This is a genomic window from Nocardia sp. FBN12, from assembly GCF_050320175.1.
Taxonomy (GTDB): Bacteria; Actinomycetota; Actinomycetes; order Mycobacteriales; family Mycobacteriaceae; genus Nocardia.
The window spans coordinates 3,771,362-3,793,558 of the sequence record NZ_CP190048.1 but is presented as its reverse complement, the minus strand read 5'-3'; the positions used below and the strand labels follow the sequence as shown (position 1 = coordinate 3,793,558).

20 protein-coding genes are annotated in these 22,197 nt (G+C 69.6%); 10 read left to right on the top strand and 10 right to left on the bottom strand.

The window, feature by feature from the left end; translation table 11 throughout:
• The first annotated feature begins 82 nt into the window (after positions 1-82).
• Together ACQHI0_RS18230 and ACQHI0_RS18225 are read left to right on the top strand one after the other, a co-directional pair.
• Complete coding sequence (locus tag ACQHI0_RS18230) at positions 83-1,324, top strand: acetoin utilization protein AcuC (protein ID WP_427903075.1); 1,242 nt, start codon at positions 83-85, stop codon at positions 1,322-1,324.
• Positions 1,317-4,319: a GNAT family N-acetyltransferase gene (locus ACQHI0_RS18225; protein ID WP_427903074.1), complete on the top strand. Its 3,003-nt coding sequence runs from the start codon at positions 1,317-1,319 to the stop codon at positions 4,317-4,319. Before ACQHI0_RS18230 ends, ACQHI0_RS18225 begins: the two co-directional genes overlap by 8 nt.
• Positions 4,320-4,544: 225 nt before the next feature.
• Here ACQHI0_RS18225 and ACQHI0_RS18220 read toward each other — a convergent pair whose 3' ends face one another.
• The 3 genes from ACQHI0_RS18220 to ACQHI0_RS18210 all read right to left on the bottom strand — a co-directional run bounded on the left by ACQHI0_RS18220 (position 4,545) and on the right by ACQHI0_RS18210 (position 8,035).
• The gene (locus tag ACQHI0_RS18220) at positions 4,545-5,513 is read right to left on the bottom strand and encodes a sigma-70 family RNA polymerase sigma factor (protein ID WP_266291027.1); all 969 of its coding nucleotides are present in this window, start codon (positions 5,511-5,513) and stop codon (positions 4,545-4,547) included.
• Between the two features lie 169 nt (positions 5,514-5,682).
• The gene (locus ACQHI0_RS18215) at positions 5,683-7,182 is read right to left on the bottom strand and encodes a DUF7059 domain-containing protein (protein ID WP_427903073.1); all 1,500 of its coding nucleotides are present in this window, start codon (positions 7,180-7,182) and stop codon (positions 5,683-5,685) included.
• Between the two features lie 115 nt (positions 7,183-7,297).
• On the bottom strand, positions 7,298-8,035 hold the full coding sequence (locus ACQHI0_RS18210) for a VOC family protein (RefSeq protein WP_427903072.1): 738 nt from the start codon (positions 8,033-8,035) through the stop codon (positions 7,298-7,300).
• Between the two features lie 324 nt (positions 8,036-8,359).
• On the opposite strand from ACQHI0_RS18210, the gene ACQHI0_RS18205 reads away from it, so the two are divergent.
• Entirely contained in the window at positions 8,360-9,691 is a 1,332-nt protein-coding gene (locus ACQHI0_RS18205; protein ID WP_427903071.1) for an MFS transporter, read from the top strand.
• A 75-nt stretch (positions 9,692-9,766) separates the two neighbouring features.
• Here ACQHI0_RS18205 and ACQHI0_RS18200 read toward each other — a convergent pair whose 3' ends face one another.
• Complete coding sequence (locus ACQHI0_RS18200) at positions 9,767-10,123, bottom strand: DUF3099 domain-containing protein (protein WP_427909204.1); 357 nt, start codon at positions 10,121-10,123, stop codon at positions 9,767-9,769.
• Between the two features lie 143 nt (positions 10,124-10,266).
• On the opposite strand from ACQHI0_RS18200, the gene ACQHI0_RS18195 reads away from it, so the two are divergent.
• The gene (locus tag ACQHI0_RS18195) at positions 10,267-10,506 is read left to right on the top strand and encodes a DUF3039 domain-containing protein (RefSeq protein ID WP_056815556.1); all 240 of its coding nucleotides are present in this window, start codon (positions 10,267-10,269) and stop codon (positions 10,504-10,506) included.
• Here the strand turns inward: ACQHI0_RS18195 and ACQHI0_RS18190 are convergent.
• Complete coding sequence (locus tag ACQHI0_RS18190) at positions 10,476-11,630, bottom strand: YihY/virulence factor BrkB family protein (protein WP_427903070.1); 1,155 nt, start codon at positions 11,628-11,630, stop codon at positions 10,476-10,478. The genes ACQHI0_RS18195 and ACQHI0_RS18190 overlap by 31 nt on opposite strands.
• A gap of 236 nt (positions 11,631-11,866) precedes the next feature.
• Between ACQHI0_RS18190 and ACQHI0_RS18185 the strand changes: the two genes are divergently transcribed.
• Positions 11,867-13,546, top strand: coding sequence for a DEAD/DEAH box helicase (locus tag ACQHI0_RS18185; protein ID WP_427909203.1), 1,680 nt, complete (start codon positions 11,867-11,869; stop codon positions 13,544-13,546).
• Positions 13,547-13,570: 24 nt separating this feature from the next.
• On the opposite strand, the gene ACQHI0_RS18180 is transcribed toward ACQHI0_RS18185, so the two are convergent.
• Positions 13,571-14,173, bottom strand: coding sequence for a TetR/AcrR family transcriptional regulator (locus ACQHI0_RS18180; protein WP_427903069.1), 603 nt, complete (start codon positions 14,171-14,173; stop codon positions 13,571-13,573).
• A gap of 161 nt (positions 14,174-14,334) precedes the next feature.
• On the opposite strand from ACQHI0_RS18180, the gene ACQHI0_RS18175 reads away from it, so the two are divergent.
• Entirely contained in the window at positions 14,335-15,072 is a 738-nt protein-coding gene (locus ACQHI0_RS18175; protein ID WP_427903068.1) for an SDR family NAD(P)-dependent oxidoreductase, read from the top strand.
• Between the two features lie 95 nt (positions 15,073-15,167).
• Here ACQHI0_RS18175 and ACQHI0_RS18170 read toward each other — a convergent pair whose 3' ends face one another.
• Both ACQHI0_RS18170 and ACQHI0_RS18165 read right to left on the bottom strand, forming a co-directional pair.
• Positions 15,168-15,716 (bottom strand): hypothetical protein, encoded by a 549-nt coding sequence (locus ACQHI0_RS18170; RefSeq protein WP_427903067.1) that lies wholly within the window; start codon positions 15,714-15,716, stop codon positions 15,168-15,170.
• Positions 15,716-17,518 carry a DEAD/DEAH box helicase gene (locus ACQHI0_RS18165; RefSeq protein ID WP_427909202.1) on the bottom strand — a complete coding sequence of 601 codons (1,803 nt, stop codon included), beginning with the start codon at positions 17,516-17,518 and terminating at the stop codon, positions 15,716-15,718. Before ACQHI0_RS18165 ends, ACQHI0_RS18170 begins: the two co-directional genes overlap by 1 nt.
• Positions 17,519-17,650: 132 nt before the next feature.
• On the opposite strand from ACQHI0_RS18165, the gene ACQHI0_RS18160 reads away from it, so the two are divergent.
• Positions 17,651-18,394: a TetR/AcrR family transcriptional regulator gene (locus ACQHI0_RS18160; RefSeq protein WP_427903066.1), complete on the top strand. Its 744-nt coding sequence runs from the start codon at positions 17,651-17,653 to the stop codon at positions 18,392-18,394.
• A 101-nt stretch (positions 18,395-18,495) separates the two neighbouring features.
• Here the strand turns inward: ACQHI0_RS18160 and ACQHI0_RS18155 are convergent, their stop codons facing one another.
• Positions 18,496-18,690 (bottom strand): DUF7455 domain-containing protein, encoded by a 195-nt coding sequence (locus ACQHI0_RS18155; protein WP_266291007.1) that lies wholly within the window; start codon positions 18,688-18,690, stop codon positions 18,496-18,498.
• A gap of 404 nt (positions 18,691-19,094) precedes the next feature.
• Between ACQHI0_RS18155 and ACQHI0_RS18150 the strand changes: the two genes are divergently transcribed.
• The 3 genes from ACQHI0_RS18150 to ACQHI0_RS18140 are packed head-to-tail and all read left to right on the top strand — an operon-like array spanning position 19,095 to position 21,171.
• The gene (locus ACQHI0_RS18150) at positions 19,095-19,466 is read left to right on the top strand and encodes a DUF952 domain-containing protein (protein WP_427903065.1); all 372 of its coding nucleotides are present in this window, start codon (positions 19,095-19,097) and stop codon (positions 19,464-19,466) included.
• Between the two features lie 37 nt (positions 19,467-19,503).
• Positions 19,504-19,986, top strand: a complete 483-nt coding sequence (locus ACQHI0_RS18145; protein ID WP_266291003.1) for a TrkA C-terminal domain-containing protein — start codon at positions 19,504-19,506, stop codon at positions 19,984-19,986.
• A 6-nt stretch (positions 19,987-19,992) separates the two neighbouring features.
• The gene (locus ACQHI0_RS18140; RefSeq protein ID WP_427903064.1) at positions 19,993-21,171 is read left to right on the top strand and encodes a cation:proton antiporter; all 1,179 of its coding nucleotides are present in this window, start codon (positions 19,993-19,995) and stop codon (positions 21,169-21,171) included.
• On the opposite strand, the gene ACQHI0_RS18135 is transcribed toward ACQHI0_RS18140, so the two are convergent.
• The gene (locus ACQHI0_RS18135) at positions 21,172-22,053 is read right to left on the bottom strand and encodes an MHYT domain-containing protein (RefSeq protein WP_427903063.1); all 882 of its coding nucleotides are present in this window, start codon (positions 22,051-22,053) and stop codon (positions 21,172-21,174) included.
• Positions 22,054-22,197 lie beyond the last annotated feature (144 nt).

Below are 22,197 nucleotides of genomic sequence, written 5' to 3'. Positions count from 1 at the left end.
TCCGCCCGTCGGACCAGCGGCCCTATTTCTACTGCATGTCAACGCCACACGGGGGCTGCTGCTTCCGGCTAGCGTGGCGAGCATGGTCACGTCGCCGCGCAGCGAACCCGCAGGGACCGTCGTGTGGACCGAGCGATTCCTCGGCTACACCTGGAGTCCGGAGCATCCGATGAAGCCGGCGCGCCTGCGGTACACCATGTCACTGGCCGAAAGCTTAGGTGTTCTCGATGGTGTCGAGCCGCTGGCACCCGATGCGGCGACCGAGGCCGACCTGATGCGGGTCCACAGCAGCTCCTACATCGAGGCGGTGCGCCGGGCAGGGCAGGGGCCGCCGACGGCCGAGGACGCCGTCTACGGGCTCGGAACCGCCGACAATCCGGTGTTTCCGCGCATGCACGAGGCGGCGTCGGTGATCGTCGGCGGCACCCTCGCCGCCGCACGGGAGATCGCGGCGGGCCGGACCCGGCGGGCGGTGAGCATCGGCGGTGGAATGCACCACGCCATGCCGGATTCGGCGGCGGGGTTCTGCGTCTACAACGATGCCGCGATCGCCATCTCCTGGCTGCTCGACCACGGCTTCGACCGCATCGCCTATCTCGATGTCGACGTCCATCACGGCGACGGCGTGCAGCGCGCGTTCTACGCCGATCCCCGTGTGCTCACCGTATCGATGCATCAGCATCCGGCGACGTTGTGGCCCAATACCGGCTGGCCGGAGGAGACCGGCGTCGGGGCGGCCGAAGGCACCTCGATCAACCTGCCGCTGCTGCCGGGCACGCGGGATGCGCAGTGGCTGAGAGGGTTTCACGCGGTGGTGCCCGGTGCGGTGGCCGCGTTCCGGCCGCAGATCATCATCAGCCAATGCGGTGTCGACACCCACCGCGAAGATCCACTGGCCGACCTGGAACTCACCGTCGACGGCCAGCGGGCGGCCTTCCTGGCGATGCGCGACCTGGCCGACGAGTACGCCGAGGGACGGTGGCTGGCCGTCGGCGGCGGGGGATACGGCGTGGTGCGGGTGGTACCGCGAGCCTGGACTCATCTGCTCGCCGCGGCACTCGACCGGCCCCTGGCCCCCGAAACGCCGGTGCCCGCCGACTGGATCGAACAGGTGCGTGCGTCCGCGCCGCGCGTACAACCACCGACCACGATGGGCGACGGCGGCGACACCGACTACCGCGCCTGGGACGGACCAGGCGGCACACCGGAGATCGGCGTCGCGGGCCAGATCCGCGCGCAGCGCGCGGTCGACACCGCCATCACGGCCACCCGGCGGGCGAGTTTCGGCCTGCTCGGACTCGACCCGGAGGACCCCCGTGACTGAGCCACTGCTGCCCGATACCGCCGACACACCGGCGAATCCGCCTGCGCCACCCCAGCATTGGTACGGCGATGTACTCGCCGCCGACGGTGGTGTCGTCCGGGTGCGCCCGATCATGCCCGCCGATGCCGACGCACTCGCTGCCTTTCACACCGGCCTGTCCGACCGCACCCGGTATCTGCGCTATTTCGGTCCGTACCCGCAGATCTCGCCGAAGGACATGTACCGCACCACCCACGTCGACTACCGCGATCGGGTCGGACTCGTGGCGGTGCTCGGCCCCGCCATCATCGGCGTGGCCCGCTACGAACTGCTCGCCCGGCAGGGCCCACGCGCGGCCGAGGTGGCCTTCGTGGTCGCCGACGAGCATCAGGGGCGCGGGCTCGGCTCGGTGCTGCTCGAGCACCTGGCCGGGGCCGCCGCCGAGAACGAGGTGGTCGCGTTCGTCGCCGAGGTGCTGGCCGAGAACGAGGCCATGATCACGGTCTTCCGTGAGGCGGGTTATCAACTGCAGCGCAGCCGCGACGGTTCCGAAGTGCACCTCGAATTCGCCATCGACCCCACCGAGGCGTTGCGCACCGTGCGGGACGCGCGCGAGGCGGCCTCAGAGGCGCGCAGCGTCGGCAACCTGCTCGCGCCCAGTTCGGTCGCGGTGATCGGTGCGTCGCCGGAACAGACGCGCGTCGGCGGTGCCGTGCTGGCGAACCTGCTCGCCGGCGGTTTCAGCGGGCCGGTGTTCCCGGTGAATCTGCACCGGCGTTCGGTGCGTGGCGTGCGCGCGTACGCCACGGTGCGCGAGATTCCCGACGAGGTGGACCTGGCGGTGGTGGCGGTGCCGCCCGCCGCGATCGGGGCCGTTCTCGACGATTGCATGGCCAAAGGCGTCAAGGGTCTGGTCGTGCTGACCGCGGGCTTCGGCGAGACCGGGGCAGCCGGGTTGGCCGCCGAACACGACCTGGTCGCCGCGGCACGCGGGCACGGTATGCGGGTGGTCGGCCCCAGCGCGCTCGGCATCGCCAACACCGACCCGGCTGTCGGCCTCAACGCGACCCTGGCCCCCGTGCTTCCCCAGCGCGGAAGGATCGGCTTCTTCTGCCAGTCCGGTCCCCTCGGCGCGGCGATTCTCGGCGAGGCCGCGGCCCGCAACCTGGGCCTGTCGACGTTCGTCTCGGCGGGCAACCGAGCCGATGTGTCCGGCAACGACCTGCTCCAGTACTGGGACACCGCTGCCGACACCGAAGTGATCCTGCTGTATCTGGAGAGCTTCGGTAACCCGCGCAAGTTCTCCCGGCTGGCACGCCGCGTCGCCCGCGGCAAACCGATCGTCGCGGTGAGCAGTGGCCGTCTCGCGGCAGGTGCCGACATGGACCGCACTGTGGTCCGTGATCTCTTCGGTCAGGCCGGAATCATCCAGGTCGACTCCATCTCCGAACTGTTCGATTGCGCTGCCCTGCTGGCCTGTCAGCCGCTGCCGAAGGGGCCAAGGGTCGCGGTGGTCGGCAACAGTGCCGCGCTGAACTGGCTGGCCATCGACGCCGCCCGCAGCGAAGGGCTCAGAGTGCATCGGCCCGTCACCGCCGTCGACCGGGGTCCCGGTGCCCGCCCGACCGAGCACGGAGCGCAAGGTGCCCGGCCGACGGATGCGCAGAGTGACGGGCCGGACGGGTGGGGCGCGGACAGCGCCCAGCCGACCGAGCGGGATTCCGGTCGTGCAGATCGTGTTGGCCGGCGGGCCGGACGGGGTGGGGTGGGGTGGGGACCAGATCGCGTCGGCCGGACCTCGTGGGGCGTGCGTAGTGCCCGGCGGGCAGACCGTGGTGCGGACGCTGCCGAGCCCGTCGAGCGGGATCTGGACACCGCTGGGCCCATCGAGCCGGGTGTGGACAGCCCGGTCGTGGACGGGCCGGTCGACCTCGGACCGGAGGCGACGCCGGCCGACTTCAGGGAAGCGGTGCTCGCCGCGCTGCGCAGCGACGAGGTCGACGCGGTGATCGTGGTGGTCGCCCCGCCTGTTCCGGTACCGATGGAGGGTTTCGGGGACGCGCTGCGGGCGGCCGCCGCGGCGGCGCCGGGCAAGCCGGTGCTCACCACGTTTGTCGCGGAATCGGGGATTCCGCGCCAGCTGGCGGTGCGGACCACCGCGGGGGCGCCGGCGCGTGGATCCATCCCGTCCTACCCGGACCCGGAGCGGGCCGCGCGTGCGCTGGCCAGGGTCGATCGATACGCGCGCTGGCGTGACCGGCCGATCTCCCCGGTGGTTCGCCCGCAGGGGATCGACACCGCGGCCGCCGAGGAATTGGTGGCGGGCTGGCTGGCGGAATCGGGCGGGCGGTGGCTCACCGACGAGGAGGCGGCGCGGCTGCTGGGGTGCTACGGCATCGACGTGGTGGAGTTCCGGGCGGTGCGCGACGCCGAGCAGGCTGTTGCCGCCGCCGCGGAGCTCGGATATCCGGTCGCGGCCAAGGCCACAGGGGAGCTGTGGCGGCGCAGACCGGATCTGATCGGCGTTCGCCTGGATCTGTGGGGACCGGACGCCGTCCGCCAGGCCTACACGGATCTGGTGGAGATCTGCGGAGATCCGCTGTTGCACGTGCAGAAAATGGCGACCAAGGGTGTCGGTTGCGTCCTGCGGGTCACCGACGACCCCTCGTTCGGATCGGTTATCCAATTCGGCCTGTCCGGCATGATCATCGACCTGCTCGGCGACCGCGCCTACCGTGCACTCCCGCTGACCGAGGAGGAGGCGACCGCGCTCATCGACGCACCGCGCGCGGCACCCCTGCTGTCGGAAGGACCAGGCCGGACAGGTGTCGACAAAGCTGCCTTGGCCGAACTGGCCCAACGCATTTCGGCACTGTTCGACGACATCCCCCAGATGCGCGAACTGTCCTGCGACCCCGTCCTCGCCGCCCCGGCATCGGCCGAGATCATCTACGCACGAGCCCGCATCGGCCCCGAACCCAGCCGCTTCGACACAGGCCCGCGCCGCTTGGCCTGAAGCGGTACCGACCGACCCGCCCAGCGGCGTGGCCTCGGCTTGTGCCGGGCACTGACGTGCCGACCTGCACGACCGGTGATCGGCCGATCGAGGTGACTGCGAGATGGTGCGTGCGGCCGGTGGAACGAACAACGCCGACCGGCTCGCGACCCGGAGGGGGAGGGATGCGCGGTCGCCGGTCGGCGTTTGGGCAGACGACCCCGCGGGGCCGTCGAGTTCGGAGGATCAGCTGGCGTAGGCGCGCAGCCGGTCGGCGCGGTCGCCCTTGCGCAGCTTGGACATGACCTCGCGCTCGATCTGGCGGACCCGCTCACGGGACAGGCCGAACAGCTTGCCGATCTGGTCGAGGGTGCGCGGCTGGCCGTCGTCGAGGCCGAAGCGCAGGCGGATGACCTGCTGCTCGCGCTCGTCGAGGGTGGCGAGGACGCTGCGCACGTCGTGGTGCAGCAGGCCCGCGATCACGGCGCTCTCGGCGGAGGTGGCCTCGGAGTCCTCGATGAAGTCGCCGAGCGGGGCCTCCTCGTCGTTGCCGACGGGCATGTCCAGGCTCACCGGGTCGCGGCTGTGGTCGAGCAGATCGGCGATCTTGCCCTCCGGGATGCCCGATTCGTTGGCGAGTTCGGCGTCGGTGGCCTCACGGCCCAGCTGCTGGTGCAGTTCACGCTTGATCCTGGCGAGCTTGTTCACCTGTTCGACCAGGTGCACGGGCAGCCGGATGGTGCGGCTCTGATCGGCCATGCCGCGGGTGATGGCCTGCCGGATCCACCAGGTGGCGTACGTGGAGAACTTGAAGCCCTTGGCGTAGTCGAACTTCTCCATCGCGCGGATGAGTCCGAGGTTGCCCTCCTGGATGAGGTCGAGCAGTGGCATGCCACGGCCGGTGTAGCGCTTGGCCAGGGAGACGACCAGGCGCAGGTTGGCCTCGAGCAGGTGCGAGCGGGCGGCATTGCCCTCGCGGACCAGGATCAGCAGATCACGCTTGCGAGCCGGCGATAACCGCTTACCGGTATCGAGCAGGTTCTGGGCGTACAGGCCCGCCTCGATGCGCTTGGCCAATTCGACCTCGTCGGCCGCCGTGAGCAGTGCCGTGCGTCCGATTCCGTTGAGGTACACGCGTACCAGATCGGCTGCGGGGCTCTGGGCGTCGATATCGGCCTCGCTGGGGCGCAAGCGAGTGGTGGCGGGGCTTGTCATGACTTGCCTCCTGTCGGTGGTGTCTTACTCCGATCAACGGACCCGACTTAGAGAAAGTTCCCGATCCCGCGGTCGATAAACCGCTCTGAGCTGCTGGTTCCCACCCCAACGGCTGAGAAGTTCCTGAGAAGAGGGCCGTGGTCGGAACTCACCCCTACCGACGGGAGCCTCAGACGGGCCGCACGAGTCCGTGGCGGACGAGTCCGGCGACCACACCGAGTGCCTGTGCGGCGAATTCCGGCGTGACCTGCTCGGCTCCGTCGGCGAGCGCGAGTAGTTCGATCAGTTCGTACAACGGCAGCCCGTCGGGCCGCATTCCCGCGACCAGGGCGACCGTCGTCTCATCGACTTCGTGCTGCCAGCGCGGTCCGTCGCCGCGATGCAGCCGGGCCACCTGCTCGGTCCAGCCGAACTCGCCGGGCAGGAACACCCGTTCCAGTGCGGTCGCCGGGCTCGGCGCGAAACGGGATGTCCACGCGAGGTTTTCGTCGGTGGCCACCGCGCGCAGCCACGCCGATCGCGCGAAGTAGCCGGCCACTTCCGTGCCGAGGGGGTCGTCGAAACCGTGGGTGAGGTCCTCGGCGAGGAGTTCGGTGGGGCCGTCGATCGCCCGCAGATAGACGAACCCGAAACCCACGCCCTCGACGTCGGCGGCCTCGAAAGCGTCGAGCCACCGCGCCGCCTGCTCCTGGGCGGCCGGATCACGGGGGTCGAGGCCCGCGTCGCGCAGCCAGGTGCCGACATAGAGGGCGGGATCGGCGACATCGCGCTGCACGATCCACGCGTCGACGCCGTGCGCGGGCAACCAGCTCGACACACGGTGGCGCCAGTCCTCGCCGTCCACGTGCACCCAGGCGGCGAGCATGGCCGCGGTGCCGCCGGGGGCAAGCAGCTCGGGCGCCTGCCCGATGACCAGTTCGCTGGCGCCGTCAAGGGCGAGCCCGGAGTCGCGGTAGGTGTGTTCGATGCGACCCGGGCCAACCACGAACGGCGGATTGGCCACGACCTGATCGAAACGCCGCCCGGCCACCGGCTCGAACCAGGACCCCTCGACGAGCTCGATGTCGAGTTCGTTGAGCGCGGCCGTGGCCCGCGCGAGCCACAGGGCCCGTGCGTTGACGTCGGTCGCGGTGACCCGGCCCGCGTAACCGGCCGCGTGTACGGCTTGCACGCCGCAGCCGGTGCCCAGATCCAGCACGGTGCCGACAGGTTCTGTCGGCGTCGCGCGCAGCAAGGACAGTGACGCGTGCCCGACGCCGAGGACGTGGTCGGCGGTGAGCGTGCGCCGCCGCATCGAATCGTCGAGATCGGACAGGATCCACCGCGTACCCGCGCCGGCATCGAGCGGTCGCAGATCCAGCGCCGCCCTGACCTCGTCACCCTCGCGCGTGAGCAGCCCAGCCGCCACCGCCGCGTCGATGCGCACCGGCGCCAGCGCGGCCGCGACCGCACGCTCCGGCAACACGTCGCCCAGTAGCAACAACCGCACCAGCGTGCCGAGCTCACCTGCCGCTCGCGCGGCCCGGCGCACCGGCACCGGCTCCGAACGGCTCAGTGCCGCATGCACATCCGGCCCCAACGCCTCCACCAGCGTGTCGGCGTCGTACCCGACCCGGATCAGCGCGGTGCGCAAGTCCGGGCACAGCGCGGTGAGCAGGGAGTCGGTCATCGTCGGGTTCGTAGGCACCCGCTCACTCTGCCAGGACCGCGAGTGCGGAGATCGACCAGCTGCGCTGCGTGTCGCCGAGCGCAGCGCCGTGGATCGCTGCCCGGGCAGCGGTGGCTCAGCCGGTGTAGGGGTCTCTCGCTGTCACGCAGTACAGGGCGTTTCCGGGGTCGCGCAGGACGATCCAGTGTTCGGCGTCGGTGACCCGGGTGGCGCCGAGGGATTCGTGCCAGGCGGCAGCGGCGGCGATGTTCGAGGCGGCGAAGTCGGCGTGGGCGCCTGCGGGGCGGGGGTCGTCGAGGCGTTGGAGCAGGAAGTGCAGTGGCTGATCGGGGCCACGCAGGCGGGCGTATTCCGGACGGCTGCTCGGCCCGGGTGTCCACTCGGTGAGCGCTTGCCAGAAGGCGGTGTCGGCATCGATGTCGGCGGGGGCGAGGTCGAGGCAGATCTGGTCGAGGCGGGTGACCGTGCCGTCGGGCGCGGTGGTGACCGTGACCGGTGCCGGGTGCGGGCGCGCCTGCTCGGCCGCGGGAGTGAAGCAGAACGTCTGTCCCGCAGGCGATTCCATAATCGTGTACGCAGCAGGCTCGGCGACGACGCGGGCGCCGAGTCCGGTCGCGGTCGCTACCGCCGCGGGGATGTCGTCGACGTCCAGGTCGAGATGGATGCCACCGTCATCGCAGACCGCTTGCATCTTGATCCACGCGGGACCGCTCGCGGGCAGCAGCGTGACGAACTCATCGTTGTCGCCGCGCGGCGCCGACACGGTGGAGTCGGTGACCGTCGCCCAGAACCGCGCGCAGGCGGCGAATGTATCGACGGGACGGTCGAGAAAGGCCCAGGTCCAGCGAATCATGCTGTCTCCCTTCCGATATGGGGCACCGGCGAGCTGTCAGCCGGATACGCCCGCCCTGCAGGACAGCGCGGGTGGTCCTGTCCGAACGGTAGGCGGCCCGGGTGCCGCTGTCGACAGCCTTGTCGGCGCGGTACGTGGGGCTCCGCCGTCACGGTGCTTCGTGCGCAGCGCTTTCGATGGTCGGTGACACGCGTCGGTCCGACCCCGTAGTCGGCCTCACCGCACAGGACGCGGTGCTCCTGAAGGCGATCGCTGGCAGGATGTTGACGAAACATGTCACACCGGCCACTCGTTCGTCCGGCATCGATCCGGCACGCTAGCCGAGTGACCGATTTACGTGCGTCTCTGCCGCCCACCGGCGACGACCCGGCCGACAACCTCACTCCCGCACCGGCATCGGTCACCGACGACCGTCGTCGGCTTCATCCCGCGTGGATCGTGGCGGGTGTCGGCTTCGTGGCCCTGCTCGGCGCGGCCGCCTTCCGCTCGGTCCCCAGCGTCCTGATTGATCCGCTGCACACCGAATTCGGTTGGTCACACGCCACGATCTCCACCGCCATCTCGCTGAATATGCTGCTCTACGGCCTGATCTCGCCGTTCGCCGCTGCGCTGATGGACCGATTCGGCATCCGCAAGGTGGTGTGTTCGGCGCTGGTGCTGATCGCCGCGGGCAGCGGGCTGACGGTGTTCATGACCCAGGCGTGGCAGCTGGTGGCCACGTGGGGACTGCTGGTGGGTGTCGGCGTCGGGTCGATGTCCATGCCGTTCGTCGCGACCATCACCGGTCGCTGGTTCGTCCAGAGTCGTGGCCTGGTCACCGGAGTGCTCACCGCGGCGGGCGCCACCGGCCAGCTGGTGTTCCTGCCGCTGGTGTCGATGCTGGCCACCGAGCACGGCTGGCGGCTGCCGTCCTTGATCGTGGCGGCGGTGGCGCTGTCGGTGGTGCCGCTGGTCTGGCTGTTCGTGCGCGACTACCCCAGCGATGTCGGTGTGCGCGCCTACGGGGCGCCCGCCGGTTCGGACGCGGGCGCGCGAGTCCCGATCGCGGGCGGTGCCAACCGGGCGTTGAAGGTGCTGGCCTCCGCCGCGCGCCGACCCGGATTCTGGCTACTGGCGGGCGGTTTCGCGATCTGTGGTGCTTCGACGAACGGCTTGGTCGGCACCCATTTCGTCACCGCGGCGCACGACCACGGCATGCCGCCGACCACCGCGGCCGGACTCCTCGCGCTGGTGGGGATCTTCGATGTGGCGGGCACCATCGCCTCCGGCTGGCTCTCCGACCGCGTCGATCCGCGCTACCTGCTGCTCGGCTACTACTCGCTGCGTGGGCTCTCGCTACTGATCCTGCCCTCGCTGCTCGGCCCGCACACCGAGCCGAGCATGTGGGTGTTCATCGTGTTCTACGGCCTGGACTGGATCGCGACCGTCCCGCCGACCGTGTTGCTGTGCCGCGAACTCTTCGGCGCCGACGGCCCGATCGCGTTCGGCTGGGTCTTCGCCGCCCACCAGGTCGGCGCCGCCATCGCCGCCACCGGCGCCGGCTTCATCCGCGACCTGCAGGGTTCCTACGACCTCGCCTGGTATCTGGCAGGTGCCCTCTGCGGCATCGCCGCCGTCATGTCGATGCTGGTCCGCAGACCGAAAGTCACCGTGTGAACGAATCCCGCCGGTTCTCGGCCGCCTTGATCCGGACCGCGTGAAGGGTGCGACAGCACCCGCGGCGCCGACTGCCTACTCGAGCGTCTTGTGCTGCCCGGATTCCAGCGCGATCTGGTTCGCGCGGCCGTCCCAGCGGCTGGGTTCGTCCTTGGTGCGCGGCGGCCGGTCGTTGGCGATCAGCACCGCGATCCACGGCAGCGGCACCGAGGCGGCGATGATCAGGATCGAGAGCAGCGGGTTCTCGAACGCGCTGTAGGCGATCGCGGCCAGGATCAGGCAGGGGATCCGGAAGGCCATGATGAACGTGTAGCGGCGCACCCTGGCGCGATGCTGGTCGTCGAGCGAGGGCGCGGCCTCGGTGATCAGCACCGCGTGTTCGGCGGCGGCGGGCCGGAAGAACCCACGCGAGGGCGTGGGCTCGGCGGGCATGGTCACGTCCGGGTCCGGCTTCGGTTCGTCGGCGCTGGAGGCATCGCCGTAGGACTGCATACCGCAAGTCTTCCACCCGGCGTCGTCGAGCGCACACGCGGCTGGTCAGCGGACCGGGCGGGGGATGCGGCATCATGGAAGGCGTGAGTACAGACACTCTGGTACGCCCGGAAACCACGACCGACGAGACGACCAGCGACGACACCCCCAAATTCTTCCATTACGTGAAGAAGGACCGGATCGCCGAGAGTGCCGTGATGGGCACGATGGTCGTCGCCCTGTGCGGCGAGGTCTTCCCGGTGACGCGTTCGGCCAAGCCCGGCTCGCCCGTGTGCCCGGACTGCAAGAAGGTCTACGAGGGCTTGCGCAAAGACGGCGACTGAGCCGATCGCTCGGTAGGTGACGCCGGTGTCTCGGGTGAGGCCCCGGCGATGTCGTCGTGCTCGTCGTCGTCACCGCGCACCTGGCTGGTGATCCAATCTTTGACCTGCTCGATCCGGGTGGCTCGGGCGGGCCAGAACTCCTGCACGGCGGCGTTGAACTCCGCACCGAGGATCACCGCGAAGCCGAGAAAGTACGTGAACAGCAGGAACGCGATAGGGGTGGCCAGCGCGCCGTAACTCACCCCGGTCTCGGAGATCCAGGACAGATACCGGCGCAGCAGGTCGCTGGCCGCCAGGAAGAACACCCCGGCCACCAGCGCGCCGCCGAAGAGCCGATGCCACGGCAGCGATTTGTGCAGGGCCAGCTTGTAGAGCGTGGTCAGCCCGACGATCAGCAGCACACCGACGATCGGGTAGTAGAACCCATCGATCAGCCGCAAGCCGGGCTCGCGCCACGCGTCGGGCAGTACCCGCCCGATCCGGGTCGGTCCCAGCGCGATCACCGGCAGGATCAGCACCGCGGCCACCAGGAACTGCACGTACAGCAACAGCGCGAAGATCCGCTGCCAGATCGGATGCCGGGCATCCTGCTGCCCGTGCGCCGCCACGATGGCGTCGACGAAGGTGGCCATCGCCGAGGATCCGGCCCACAGCGACAGCACGAAGCCCACCGACACCACCGCGCCGCGACCCTTGCCGAGCACGTCGTCGACCGTCGGTTCGATCAGATCGGAGACCACCGACGGGCTGAAGAACTCGCGGCTGAACGCGATGATCTTGCTCTCGACGATCTGCAGGGTGTCGGGCCCGAACAACCCGCCCACATAGCCGAGGCTGCCGAGCAGGCCGAGCAGCAGCGGTGCCAGCGACAGGGTCTGCCAGAACGCCGCGGCCGCGGACTTGTCGAAGATCGAGTTGTCCCAGCACTTCACCGCGACCCGGGCCACCAGTCGCCATGCCGTCGACAGCCACCGGGCCCACCACGGTCGATCGCTGTGACGTTGCGGGGCGGCGTGCGCACCGCTGGTGGGGCAGGCGGGCGCGTCGCCGGGCGCGAGCGCCTGCGGTTGGTGCGTCGCGTCGGCAGCCGGGACCTGGTCGTTGCTCATCTCGTGGTCAAGCATCCCCCACGACGGTGGTCGGCGTGGTGCGGGCTGGGCATCGTGTCGGCGGGTAACAGGTAAATGGCCGGTGACCACGGGTGCGGCTGTGATGCCTGTCGCCCACCCCGCGTCGGTTTGGCGACACGCCGCATCGGGCGGCTAGGGTCGTCTGCGTGACTGGGTCGGGTGGCGCCGCTACGGCGAAGCAAGCGGGGACACCGGGCGAGACTGCCGCGGGAGGTGCCCCGTCGGGTTCCTTGCGCGCCTGGCAGCGTCGCGCGTTGACGAAGTACCTGGCCACCAAGCCGCGCGACTTCCTCGCGGTCGCGACGCCCGGCGCCGGTAAGACCACCTTCGCGCTGCGGGTTGCCGCGGAGTTGCTGGCCGATCGGACGGTGGACCAGATAACCGTCGTCGCCCCGACCGAACACCTCAAGCACCAGTGGTCCGCCGCGGCCGCGCGCACCGGCATCCAGCTCGACTCGCGCTTCTCCAATTCCACCGGCGCGACCTCCGGCGATTATCACGGCGTCGTGGTGACCTATGCGCAGGTTGCCGCCCACCCCACTCGGCACCGGGTGCGTACCGAGAACCGGCGCACGCTGGTGATTCTCGACGAGATCCACCACGCGGGTGACGCCAAGACCTGGGGCGAGGCCACCGAGGAGGCGTTCGGCGACGCGACGCGCCGGCTCGCGCTGACCGGAACCCCGTTCCGCAGTGACGATTCGAAGATCCCGTTCGTCACCTACGAGCCCGACGAAGGTGGATTCCCGCGCTCGCGCGCCGACCACTCCTACGGCTACGCCGACGCCCTCGCCGACGGCGTCGTGCGTCCGGTGGTGTTCCTGGCCTACTCCGGTGACGCGCACTGGCGCGACAGCGCGGGCGAGGAACACACCGCCCGCCTCGGCGAGCCGCTCAGCGCCGAGCACACCGCACGGGCCTGGCGCACGGCTCTCGACCCGGCGGGCGACTGGATCTCGGCGGTGTTGCGCGCGGCGGACATGCGGCTGCGTCAGCTGCGCGCCTCCGGCATGCCCGACGCGGGCGGGCTGGTGATCGCCACCGACCAGGAACGGGCCCGCGACTACGCCGAACTGCTCGAACACATCTGTGGTGAGCGGCCAACGGTGGTGCTGTCCGACGACCCCCAGTCCTCGCAGCGGATCGGTGAGTTCGGCAAGGGCACCCAGCCGTGGATGGTGGCGGTGCGCATGGTGTCCGAAGGTGTCGACGTGCCGCGCCTCGCCGTGGGCGTCTACGCCACCAGCGCGTCGACCCCGTTGTACTTCGCGCAGGCCATCGGCCGTTTCGTGCGTGCCCGCAAACCGGGCGAGACCGCGAGCGTGTTCCTGCCGTCGGTGCCGGTGCTGCTGGATCTGGCCGCCCAGCTCGAATTGCAGCGCGATCACGTCATCGGCAAGCCGCATCGCGAGAAGGACGGCCTCGACGACGAGCTCCTGATGGACGCGAACAAGGCCAAGGACGAGCCCGGCGAGGACGAGAAATCCTTCGTGGCACTGGCCGCCGACGCCGAACTCGACCAGGTGATCTACGACGGCTCCTCCTTCGGCACCGCCACCATCGCGGGCAGCGACGAGGAAGCCGACTACCTGGGCATCCCCGGTCTGCTCGACGCCGACCAGATGCGCGCGCTGCTGCGCGACCGGCAGACCCGCCAGCTCGCCGACCGCAGCGCCGCCCAGGAGTCCGCCCCGCAGGTCGCGCCCGTCGCCGAGCGCGTCGCCACCTCCGACAAGCTGGGCGAGCTGCGCCGCGAACTCAACAGCCTCGTCGCGATGCACCACCACCGCACCGGCAAGCCGCACGGCGTGATCCACGGCGAGCTGCGCCGCGAGTGTGGTGGTCCGCCAACGGCCTTGGCGAGTGTCGACCAGTTGGGCGAACGTATCGCCGCCCTGCGCCGACTCTGAGAGATCCGACCGAAGCTGCGTCGCCTAGCGTGTCGCGGCGGCGAGTGTCTGCATGGCACTGTCGACGGCGGCACTCAGCTCGTCGGGGCTGACGCCGTCTCTGGCCTGGATCGACAGCCCGTACAGCACAGTGCTGTACAGCATTGCGAGCGACGCTGTTTCGGTGCCGGGCGCGAGGTCGCCCTCGACGACGCCACGGTCGAGGCGGTCGCGGATGTCGGCGGTGGTGCGGCGGCGGGCTTCGGCCAGGAATTCGCGGACCGACGCGGTGCGGGTGGCGTAGGTCGCGCCCGCGAGCACCACCATGCAGCCGTTCGGCACGCCGGGATCGGTGTAGGTGGCGATATTGTCGCGCAGCATGGCCTCGACCGCGGCGTAGGCGGTGGGTTGCTCGCGTAGCGCCCTGGCCGTGTGTGAACCCTCGCTGCGGCCGTAGAGCTCGACGGCGGCGCGGAACAGGGCCTCCTTGTCGCCGAACGCGGCGTAGAGGCTGGGGGAGTTGATGCCCATGGCGGTGGTGAGATCGCTCATCGAGGCGCTGTCGTAGCCGAGTTCCCAGAACACTTCCATCGCGCGGCGCAGGGCGATGTCACGGTCGAAACCGCGTGGGCGGCCGCGTTCTGCCATCGGGAAACCTTTCTGTGCCGATCGGTAAATATACCGCGTGTGCCGATGGTCGCGGCAGCCGCCGACCAATTCTGTACCGATCGTTAAGAAACTCTTGACGGAGTGCCGCGCATGCGCTCGTCTATTTATGTATCGACCACTACAAAATTGGAGCGAGCCTGATGACGAGCAGCAACACCGTGGCCATGGTGACCGGCGCGAGCCGCGGGATCGGCGCGGCCATCGCCCGCGCGCTGGCCGCCGCGGGCACCGATGTGGCGTTCACCTATCAGCGCGACGAGGTCGCCGCCAAGGCGGTCGCGTCCGAGATCGAGGCGCTGGGCAGGCGGGCGCTGCCGATCATGGCCGACAGCGCCGACGCCGCGCAGGTCGTCGCCGCCGTGGAACGGACCGCGCGGGAACTGGGCGGTCTCGATGTGCTCGTGAACAATGCGGGCATCTTCCCGGCCAAGCCCTACGAGGAGTTCACCCTCGACGAGATCGACCGCGCGCTGAACATCCACGCCCGCGCCGCCTTCGTCGCTGGCCAGGCCGCCCTGCCGTATCTCGGTGACGGTGGCCGGATCATCTCCATCGGCTCCAACCTGTCCGAACGCGCGCTCTTCGGCGGACTGTCGCTGTACAACCTGAGCAAGTCGGCTCTCAATGGTTTCACCAAAGCCCTTGCGCGCGAACTGGGTCCGCGCGGCATCACCGTCAACCTCGTCCAGCCCGGCCCGACCGACACCGACATGAACCCCGCCGACAGCGGGCACGCCCCGACCCAACGAGAGTTCAACGCGCTGGGCCGTTTCGGTGCCGCCGCCGATGTGGCCGATCTGGTCGCCTTCCTCGCGGGCCCGTCGGGCCGGTCGATCACCGGCGCGATCCTCACCGTCGACGGCGGTACCAACGCCTGAGCGGCGGGCGCATCACGATCTCTGTGCACCTGCCGGCTTCGGCACGGCAGGTCTCGCGGATGTCCCTTGCGCAGCACATCTCGTCGGCCGGTCGACTAGTGGACGGCGTCGAAGAAGTCGGCCGGGTCGAGGGTGTGCAGGGGAGTCCAGCGTTGCTCCGGCGCGGGCGCATCGGATTCGGCGGTCGTGTCGAAGTACCCCTGCAATTCCAGTGCGACGCGCGGGTTCTCGTCGACCCTGCGCGCGATCGTGTACAGCGTCGCGAACACGTGCACGCAGCGCGCGGTCCGCGCCGAGCAGGAGCAATCGGTGCTCACCAGGGTCGGCGCGGGGGAGTGCCCGGCGTCGAGCAGTGCCCGGTGCATCTCGTCGGTGAACACGGTCGGGTCGGTGATCGTCTGACCGATCGCGGTCACCGCCGCCCGGGACAGCGGTGCCACCTCGACGTGCGCGATCGAGGCCTGGCCGCCGCGATGCAGGTGCGCGCGCACAGTTCGGCCCTCGATCTCGAGGCGCGCACCGTCGTTGCGGGCGATGCTGCGGGCTCGGGGCAGCAGGGGTTCCGGGCGGGTCTGGCGCAGCGGTTCGGCCAGGCGCACCCAGTCCATGCCCCATGGGGTGTAACCGAATTCGTTGTCGGGCATCAGTTCCCTCGCTTCCGGCGCAGGATGTCGACGAGGGCGTCGTCGTCGAGGCGGGCCAGTTCGGCGATGCCCGCGGCATCGGACAGATCAGTCAGGGCGGACTTTCGGGTGTGCATCGCCGCGATGTGTTCCTCCACCGTGGTGGCGCTGGTCAAGGTGGTGACGGTGACAGTGCGGGTCTGCCCGATCCGGTGCGCCCGATCCGATGCCTGCGCCTCCACGGCCGGATTCCACCAGCGATCGAAGTGGATCACATCGGCCGCGCGGGTGAGGGTGAGGCCGGTGCCCGCGGCGCGCAGGCTCAGGATCAGCACCGGCGGGCCGTCTGGCGCCTGGAACCGGGTGACGAGGTCGCCGCGCTGGGTGGCGTCGAGCCCGCCGTGGAAGAACGGCGCCTCGATCCCGAACTGTTCGGTCAGGTGCCGCGCCAGCAGGTCGCCGGTCTTGCGGTACTGGGTGAAGATCAGCGTGGGATCACCGGTGTCGAGGTTGGTGGCCACGATGTCGGTGCAGAGGTCGAGTTTGCCGGAGCGGCCCGCGATGTCGTCGAGGTCACCCGAGACCAGTCCGGGGTGATTGCACACCTGCTTGAGGTGGGTCAGCGCGGCCAGCACGCGTCCCTGTCGTTGCAGGCCGGAACCGAAGCCCTCGTCGAGGGCCTCGGCGAGCACCGTGTCGTACACCCGCTCCTGCTCGGCGGTCAGATCGCACAGCAGATCACTGTGGATCTTCGCGGGCAGCGACGCCGCCACCTGAAGTTTCTTGCGCCCCAGGACAACCGGCTCCACCGCGTCGCGCAGCCGGGCCGCCGCCGTGGCCGAACCCTCTTCGATCGGCCGGACGAACCGGCGCCGGAACTGCGTGCGATGCGCGAACAGTCGCGGCACGGTGAGATTGAGCAGTGCGAACAGTTCGTCGAGGTGGTTCTCCACCGGCGTTCCGGTCAGCGCGACCTTCGCGTCGGTGGTCAACGCGCGCGCCGCCTTCGACACCTGGGTGCGCGGATTCTTCAGCGCCTGCGCCTCGTCGAACACCACGGTCGCCCACTGCTCACCGGTCAGCGCCGCCCCGTGCAGCCGCAACGTCGGGTACCCGGTGACGACCACAGTCCCGGCCCCCGCGGACACCGCGCCGCCACGCCACGACACCGCTTTCAACCCCGGCGCGAACCGTTCGATCTCGTGCACCCAGTTGCCCACCAGCGAGGTCGGACACACCACCAGCTGTGGCCCGTCCGCGCGCCCCTGCAGGAACCCGATCGTCTGCACGGTCTTCCCGAGACCCATCTCGTCGGCCAGCACCGCCCCGCCGTACGCGGCAACGGTCTCGCGCAACCACCCCACCCCACGCACCTGATAGGGCCGCAGGGTGGCGTCGACAACCCCCGCGAGCTCCCCATCGAGCGCCCGCGTCTCGCGCAACACCCGCGCCGCCCGCTCGGCCGACACGATCGCGGTCCCGACCGCATCCGGCACGGCATGCGCGGCGACAGGCAGTGGTCCAGTCGCCGCGCCGGGCGATTCGACCTGCCCGCTCCGGCGGCTCGACCGCTGACGCGCGCCGATATCGCCGGGCGTCGGCTGAGCGGCCAGCAGGGCCCGCCAGGCGAGGCCTGACGGAGCGAGATCGTCGATCGTGAGGTCCGCGAGTTCGGCGGCTGTCACCACGGCGGTCGCTATCTCGACGGGCTCGATCGCGCCACGCTCGCCGACGGGCAGCGCGAGGGCGAGCTGTTCCGGATCGCCGATTCCCGTCGGCGCGGGGCCGGCGTCGTGCCCGGTCCACGTCCACAGCGCGAACAGGTGACGGTCGGGCAGGTAGGTGGCCTGAATGGCGAGCAGAACGTTCTCCTGACGATCGAGGCGGCGGGCAAACGAATAACGTACACTGTACCGAGTTTGTTCCCGAGTGCCAGAAAGAAGGCAGGGGTACCCGTGCCGACCGACGACAAGACCGCGCACGCCACCCAGATCCTCGAACTGCTGTGGCGCCACTCGCTCCCGGCCAAACCGGGCACGCGCGGCCCGAAACCGGGCCTCACCGTCGACGACGTGGTCGCGGCGGGCATCACCCTCGCCGACCGGGACGGCATCGACAAGCTGACGATCCGCGCGGTCGCCACGGAACTCGGCCTGCGCGCGATGAGCCTCTACACCTATGTCCCCAGCAAGGACGCACTGATCGTGCTCATGGTCGACGCCGTCGCCGCGGACATCCCGATTCCGGCCGACCTGCCCGTCCGGGAACGCATGATCGCCATCGCCACCCAGATCAGGACCGAACTGATCGAACATCCCTGGCTGCTCGAAGTCTCCCCGTGGCGCCAGGTCCTCGGTCCGGCCAGGATGCGCCGCTACGAACGTCAACTGACCGCCATCGAGGGCGTCGGCCTGAGCGATCTGGCCATGGATCGCGCGATCGCCGTGCTCACCGACTTCGCGACCGGCAACGCCCGCCTCGCCGTCGCCGCCGCGGGCGCCGCCGCTCAACTGAGCGACGCGGACTGGTGGGCGGTGAACGGTCCGTTGCTCGCCCAGGTGATGCCCGCCGGCGAATTCCCCCTGGCCGGCCGGGTCGGCACCGTGGTCGGCGAGCACTACCAGGCCCCCGCTGACCCGGACGGCGCCTTCGACTACGGCGTGGCCACCCTCGTCGACGGTCTCCTCGCCGACGCCTGAGGGCGCGACCCGGATACGACAACAGCGGGCGACCTTGTCCAGGTCGCCCGCTGCCGGGATTTTCTGTTGTCAGATGTGGTTGTTTCGGACGCGAGGAGTAGTCAGATCGCGGGCGCTGCGTCGGTGTCTATGACGGCTTCGAGTTCGCGCAAACGGTCCATGTGTTCATTCGCGTGGTGCTGGCAGAAGAGCAACTCGCCACCCGCGGGAAGAACTGCACGCACTCGGGCAGCCGCCCCGCAACGATCGCAACGATCAACTGCGGTCAGTGGGGTGCTGGTCAGGGTTCCTGGCATGACTCCTCCGTCCCGGCTCCCGGCACTGCGTGGCCGTTCGCCTAGGTGTGGGCCCCGTGGTCACTCCACGAGGCTCGCATCCGCTACTTCCCAGCAGTGGTACGACTACTCTGTCAGACGTTCGGGGTTCAGGCTTTGTTCCCGGAAGTGAATCTTTGTGTTTTCGATAACAGACCTGCGGTTTCGCTGAAAGCGAACACCCGCCGGCCGGCATTCTCGAGCACCTACCGATCACCCGCGAAGCGCTGATGCCACCTCCCACTCGATCCTGATACTCACCGATACGTCGCTCGCTGCGGTGTTGCTCGTTACGCACGGGGCGCAACCACCGAACCGGGCCGAACATCATCGAGTTGTGACAGGGTCTTGACCGTCCGAACCTGTTGTCTACCCGGAGATTACCCGTGACATCCGACACTCACACGCTTGTTCACCTGTGTTCTTCCCAAGAATGGGAAGACGCGCGCCGCGCGGGCGAACGCAGGCCGCCGTCGCTGGCCGACGCCGGCTTCGTGCACCTGTCCACCCCGGAGCAGGTCCACCTGCCCGCCAACCGGCTCTTCGCCGGGCGCGTCGACCTGGTCGTGCTGTGGCTGGGCCCGACGGCGTTCACCGGTGCGGTGAAGTGGGAGCCGGGCGTGCCGAGCGATCCGTCGTCGATGCTGTTCCCGCACCTCTACGCCCCGCTGCCGGTCGCCGCGGTGCTGGCCGCGCAGCCGTACCTGCCCGGTCCTGACGGCGTGTTCACCACACCGCGCCGGGAGGGAGTGGCGTAGACCACAATCGGCTCCGCGCGCGGCTACTGTTGATGAGGTGAACGTCGACGTCACAGCGCTACCGGGCATCGGAGTGCGTAAGGATTTCGAAGTCAGGTCGGGCCGGCGCGTCGGAGTGGTCGCCCACCGCGACGGCGACATCGACCTGATCGTGTCCAAACCCGACGACCCCGACGCGATCGCCGCCCAGGTGCCGCTGTCCACCGACGAGGCGTCGGTGCTGGCGAACCTGCTCGGCGCGCCGCAACTGGTCGCCAAACTCAACGACGACCACCGAGACCTGCCGGGTATCACCACCCGCCAGCTCGGCATCGTCGACGAATCACCCTATGCGGGACGCACCCTCGGCGAGACCGGTATGCGCACCCGCACCAAGACCTCGATCGTCGCGGTGATGCGCGCCGGTCAGCTGCACCCCTCACCCGGCCCGGACTTCACCTTCACCGAGGGCGATCTGCTCGTGGTCGTCGGCACCCCGGACGGCCTCGACGCGGCCGCGAAGATTCTCGTGCACGGCTGAGACGCCGTGACCTCGCAGGCCTTGGCGCTGCTCGAGCTCGGCGTGATCTTGTTCGCACTGGGGATCTGCGGGCGAGTGGCAGGCCGGTTCGGGATGTCGCCGATTCCGCTGTACCTGCTGGGCGGACTGGCCTTCGGGCGCGGCGGGTTCATCGAGCTCGACGTCGCCACCGAGTTCGGGCACATGGCGAGCGAGATCGGCGTCGTGCTGCTGCTGTTGCTGCTCGGGCTCGAGTACACCGCCCCCGAGCTGATGACCGGGCTGCGTCGCTCCTGGGGGGCCGGGGTGCTCGACCTGGTGGCCAACGCGCTCCCCGGTGTCGCGGTCGCGCTGATCCTGGGCTGGGGCGTGCTCGGCGCCGTGGTGCTGGGCGGGGTCACCTACATCTCGTCGTCCGGGATCGTGGCCAAGGTGCTCGACGATCTGGGCCGCCTCGGTAACCGCGAGACCCCGGTGGTGCTGTCGATCCTGGTGTTCGAAGACCTCGCGATGGCGGTGTACCTACCGATCCTGACCATGATGCTGGCGGGGTTGAGTCTGCTGAGCGGGCTGATCTCGCTGGCCATCGCGCTGGCGACGGTCACGGTGGTGCTCGTGGTCGCGCTGCGTTTCGGGCGGGTCGTCACGGCGGTGCTCGACAGTGCCGATCGTGAAGTGTTCCTGTTGCAACTGCTCGGCGCCGCCCTGCTGGTGGCAGGCGCGGCCTCGGCGCTCAACGTCTCGGCCGCGGTCGGCGCGTTCCTGCTCGGTATCGCCATCTCGGGCTCCACCGCGCACGAAGCCGCGAAACTCCTGGAACCGCTGCGTGATCTGTTCGCCGCGATCTTCTTCGTCGCGTTCGGCCTGTCGATCGACCCGACCGCGATCCCCCCGGTGTTCGGGTGGGCGGTCGCGCTGGCGGTGGTGACCACCGGCACGAAGGTCGCGGTCGGCTGGTGGGCGGCGAGTCGCCAGGGCATCCGGCGGATGGGTCGCGCGCGAGCGGGCGCGGCGCTGGTGGCGCGCGGCGAATTCTCCATCGTCATCGCCAGTTTGGCGGTCGCCTACGGCAAAGCCGACGCGAAACTCGCCGCGCTCGCGTCGGCCTATGTCCTGCTGATGGCGATCCTCGGGCCGATCGCGGCGCGGGTCGTCGAGCCGGTCGTCGAATTCGTCAGGCGCCGTTCGGGTGTCGCGACGACCTGATCAGTCCACGACCCGGCGCGGCCAGGCGCCCGCACCGTCGTAACTCAGTTCCTCCGTGCGGTACTCGTGCTGCACGGGCGGCGCGACCGGCGGTAGGGGCTCGGCCGGTCGCGGTCGCGGACGATGCCGCGAGGTCAGCCACATGCGCGGCAGCGCCTCCTCGTTCTCGATCTCGGTCAGGCTCACGCTGATCAACACGAGCATGGTGACGATGCTGCTCACCCCGATCAGCGGTGCCAGCAGTTCCATCGCATCGGCACCGGACGCGGGCGCGATCTGATGTCCGCTGTGCGCGTGCATCGCCGCCATCCCGGTGTAGTGCATGCCGCACACGGCCACGCCCATGATCAGCGCCGCGCCCACGGTGGCGAGAAAACCCTTGACGCGCAACGTGAACCACAGCGCCACGACCGACGCCACCACCGCGATCACCATCGACAGTGTCACGATCGCCGGGTCGTATCGCACGATCGCGCTGGAGCGCATCGCGTACATGCCGGTGTAGTGCATGGTCCCGACACCGAGGCCGGTGATCACGCCACCGGAGAGCAGCGAGCGCAGGGTCGGCTGCGGCTTGTTCACCATGAACAGCCCGATCCCGACCACCACCATCGCCGTGATCGCGCTGAACAGCGTCAACGGGATGTCGTAGCGAATATCGGCGCCGCGGATGGTGAAGCCGAGCATGGCGATGAAATGCATGACCCAGATACCGGTTCCGCCGATCGCGACCGCGGCACCGATGAGCCAGCCGACGCGTCCCTCGGTGGCGTTACGGCCGCGCGCCGCGCACTGCAGCCCGAGCAGACATCCGGTGACAGACATGAAATACGCGAGAACAGGGGTGATCCAGCCGTAGCTGAAGTGATAGATGTCGAGCACGCGTGCAGAACCCTCAATGCCGATACCGCAGACTTGAGGCGGTAGAACGAAAAACTGGATGTGACAATACGGTGAAGATCGCCAATCCGGGTCCTCCGCAGTGCAATTCGACAGTGTGGGGTTGATCACGAAACGATTACCCCG

Coding starts and splice junctions, on each gene's coding strand:
- ACQHI0_RS18190 (WP_427903070.1), bottom strand. CDS start 11,630: ATGCTTGACCACGAGATGAGCAACGACCAGGTCCCGGCTGCCGACGCG.
- ACQHI0_RS18220 (WP_266291027.1), bottom strand. CDS start 5,513: ATGACAAGCCCCGCCACCACTCGCTTGCGCCCCAGCGAGGCCGATATC.
- ACQHI0_RS18200 (WP_427909204.1), bottom strand. CDS start 10,123: ATGCCCGCCGAGCCCACGCCCTCGCGTGGGTTCTTCCGGCCCGCCGCC.
- ACQHI0_RS18215 (WP_427903073.1), bottom strand. CDS start 7,182: ATGACCGACTCCCTGCTCACCGCGCTGTGCCCGGACTTGCGCACCGCG.
- ACQHI0_RS18210 (WP_427903072.1), bottom strand. CDS start 8,035: ATGATTCGCTGGACCTGGGCCTTTCTCGACCGTCCCGTCGATACATTC.
- ACQHI0_RS18170 (WP_427903067.1), bottom strand. CDS start 15,716: ATGCCCGACAACGAATTCGGTTACACCCCATGGGGCATGGACTGGGTG.
- ACQHI0_RS18230 (WP_427903075.1), top strand. CDS start 83: ATGGTCACGTCGCCGCGCAGCGAACCCGCAGGGACCGTCGTGTGGACC.
- ACQHI0_RS18180 (WP_427903069.1), bottom strand. CDS start 14,173: ATGGCAGAACGCGGCCGCCCACGCGGTTTCGACCGTGACATCGCCCTG.
- ACQHI0_RS18175 (WP_427903068.1), top strand. CDS start 14,335: ATGACGAGCAGCAACACCGTGGCCATGGTGACCGGCGCGAGCCGCGGG.
- ACQHI0_RS18155 (WP_266291007.1), bottom strand. CDS start 18,690: ATGCCAGGAACCCTGACCAGCACCCCACTGACCGCAGTTGATCGTTGC.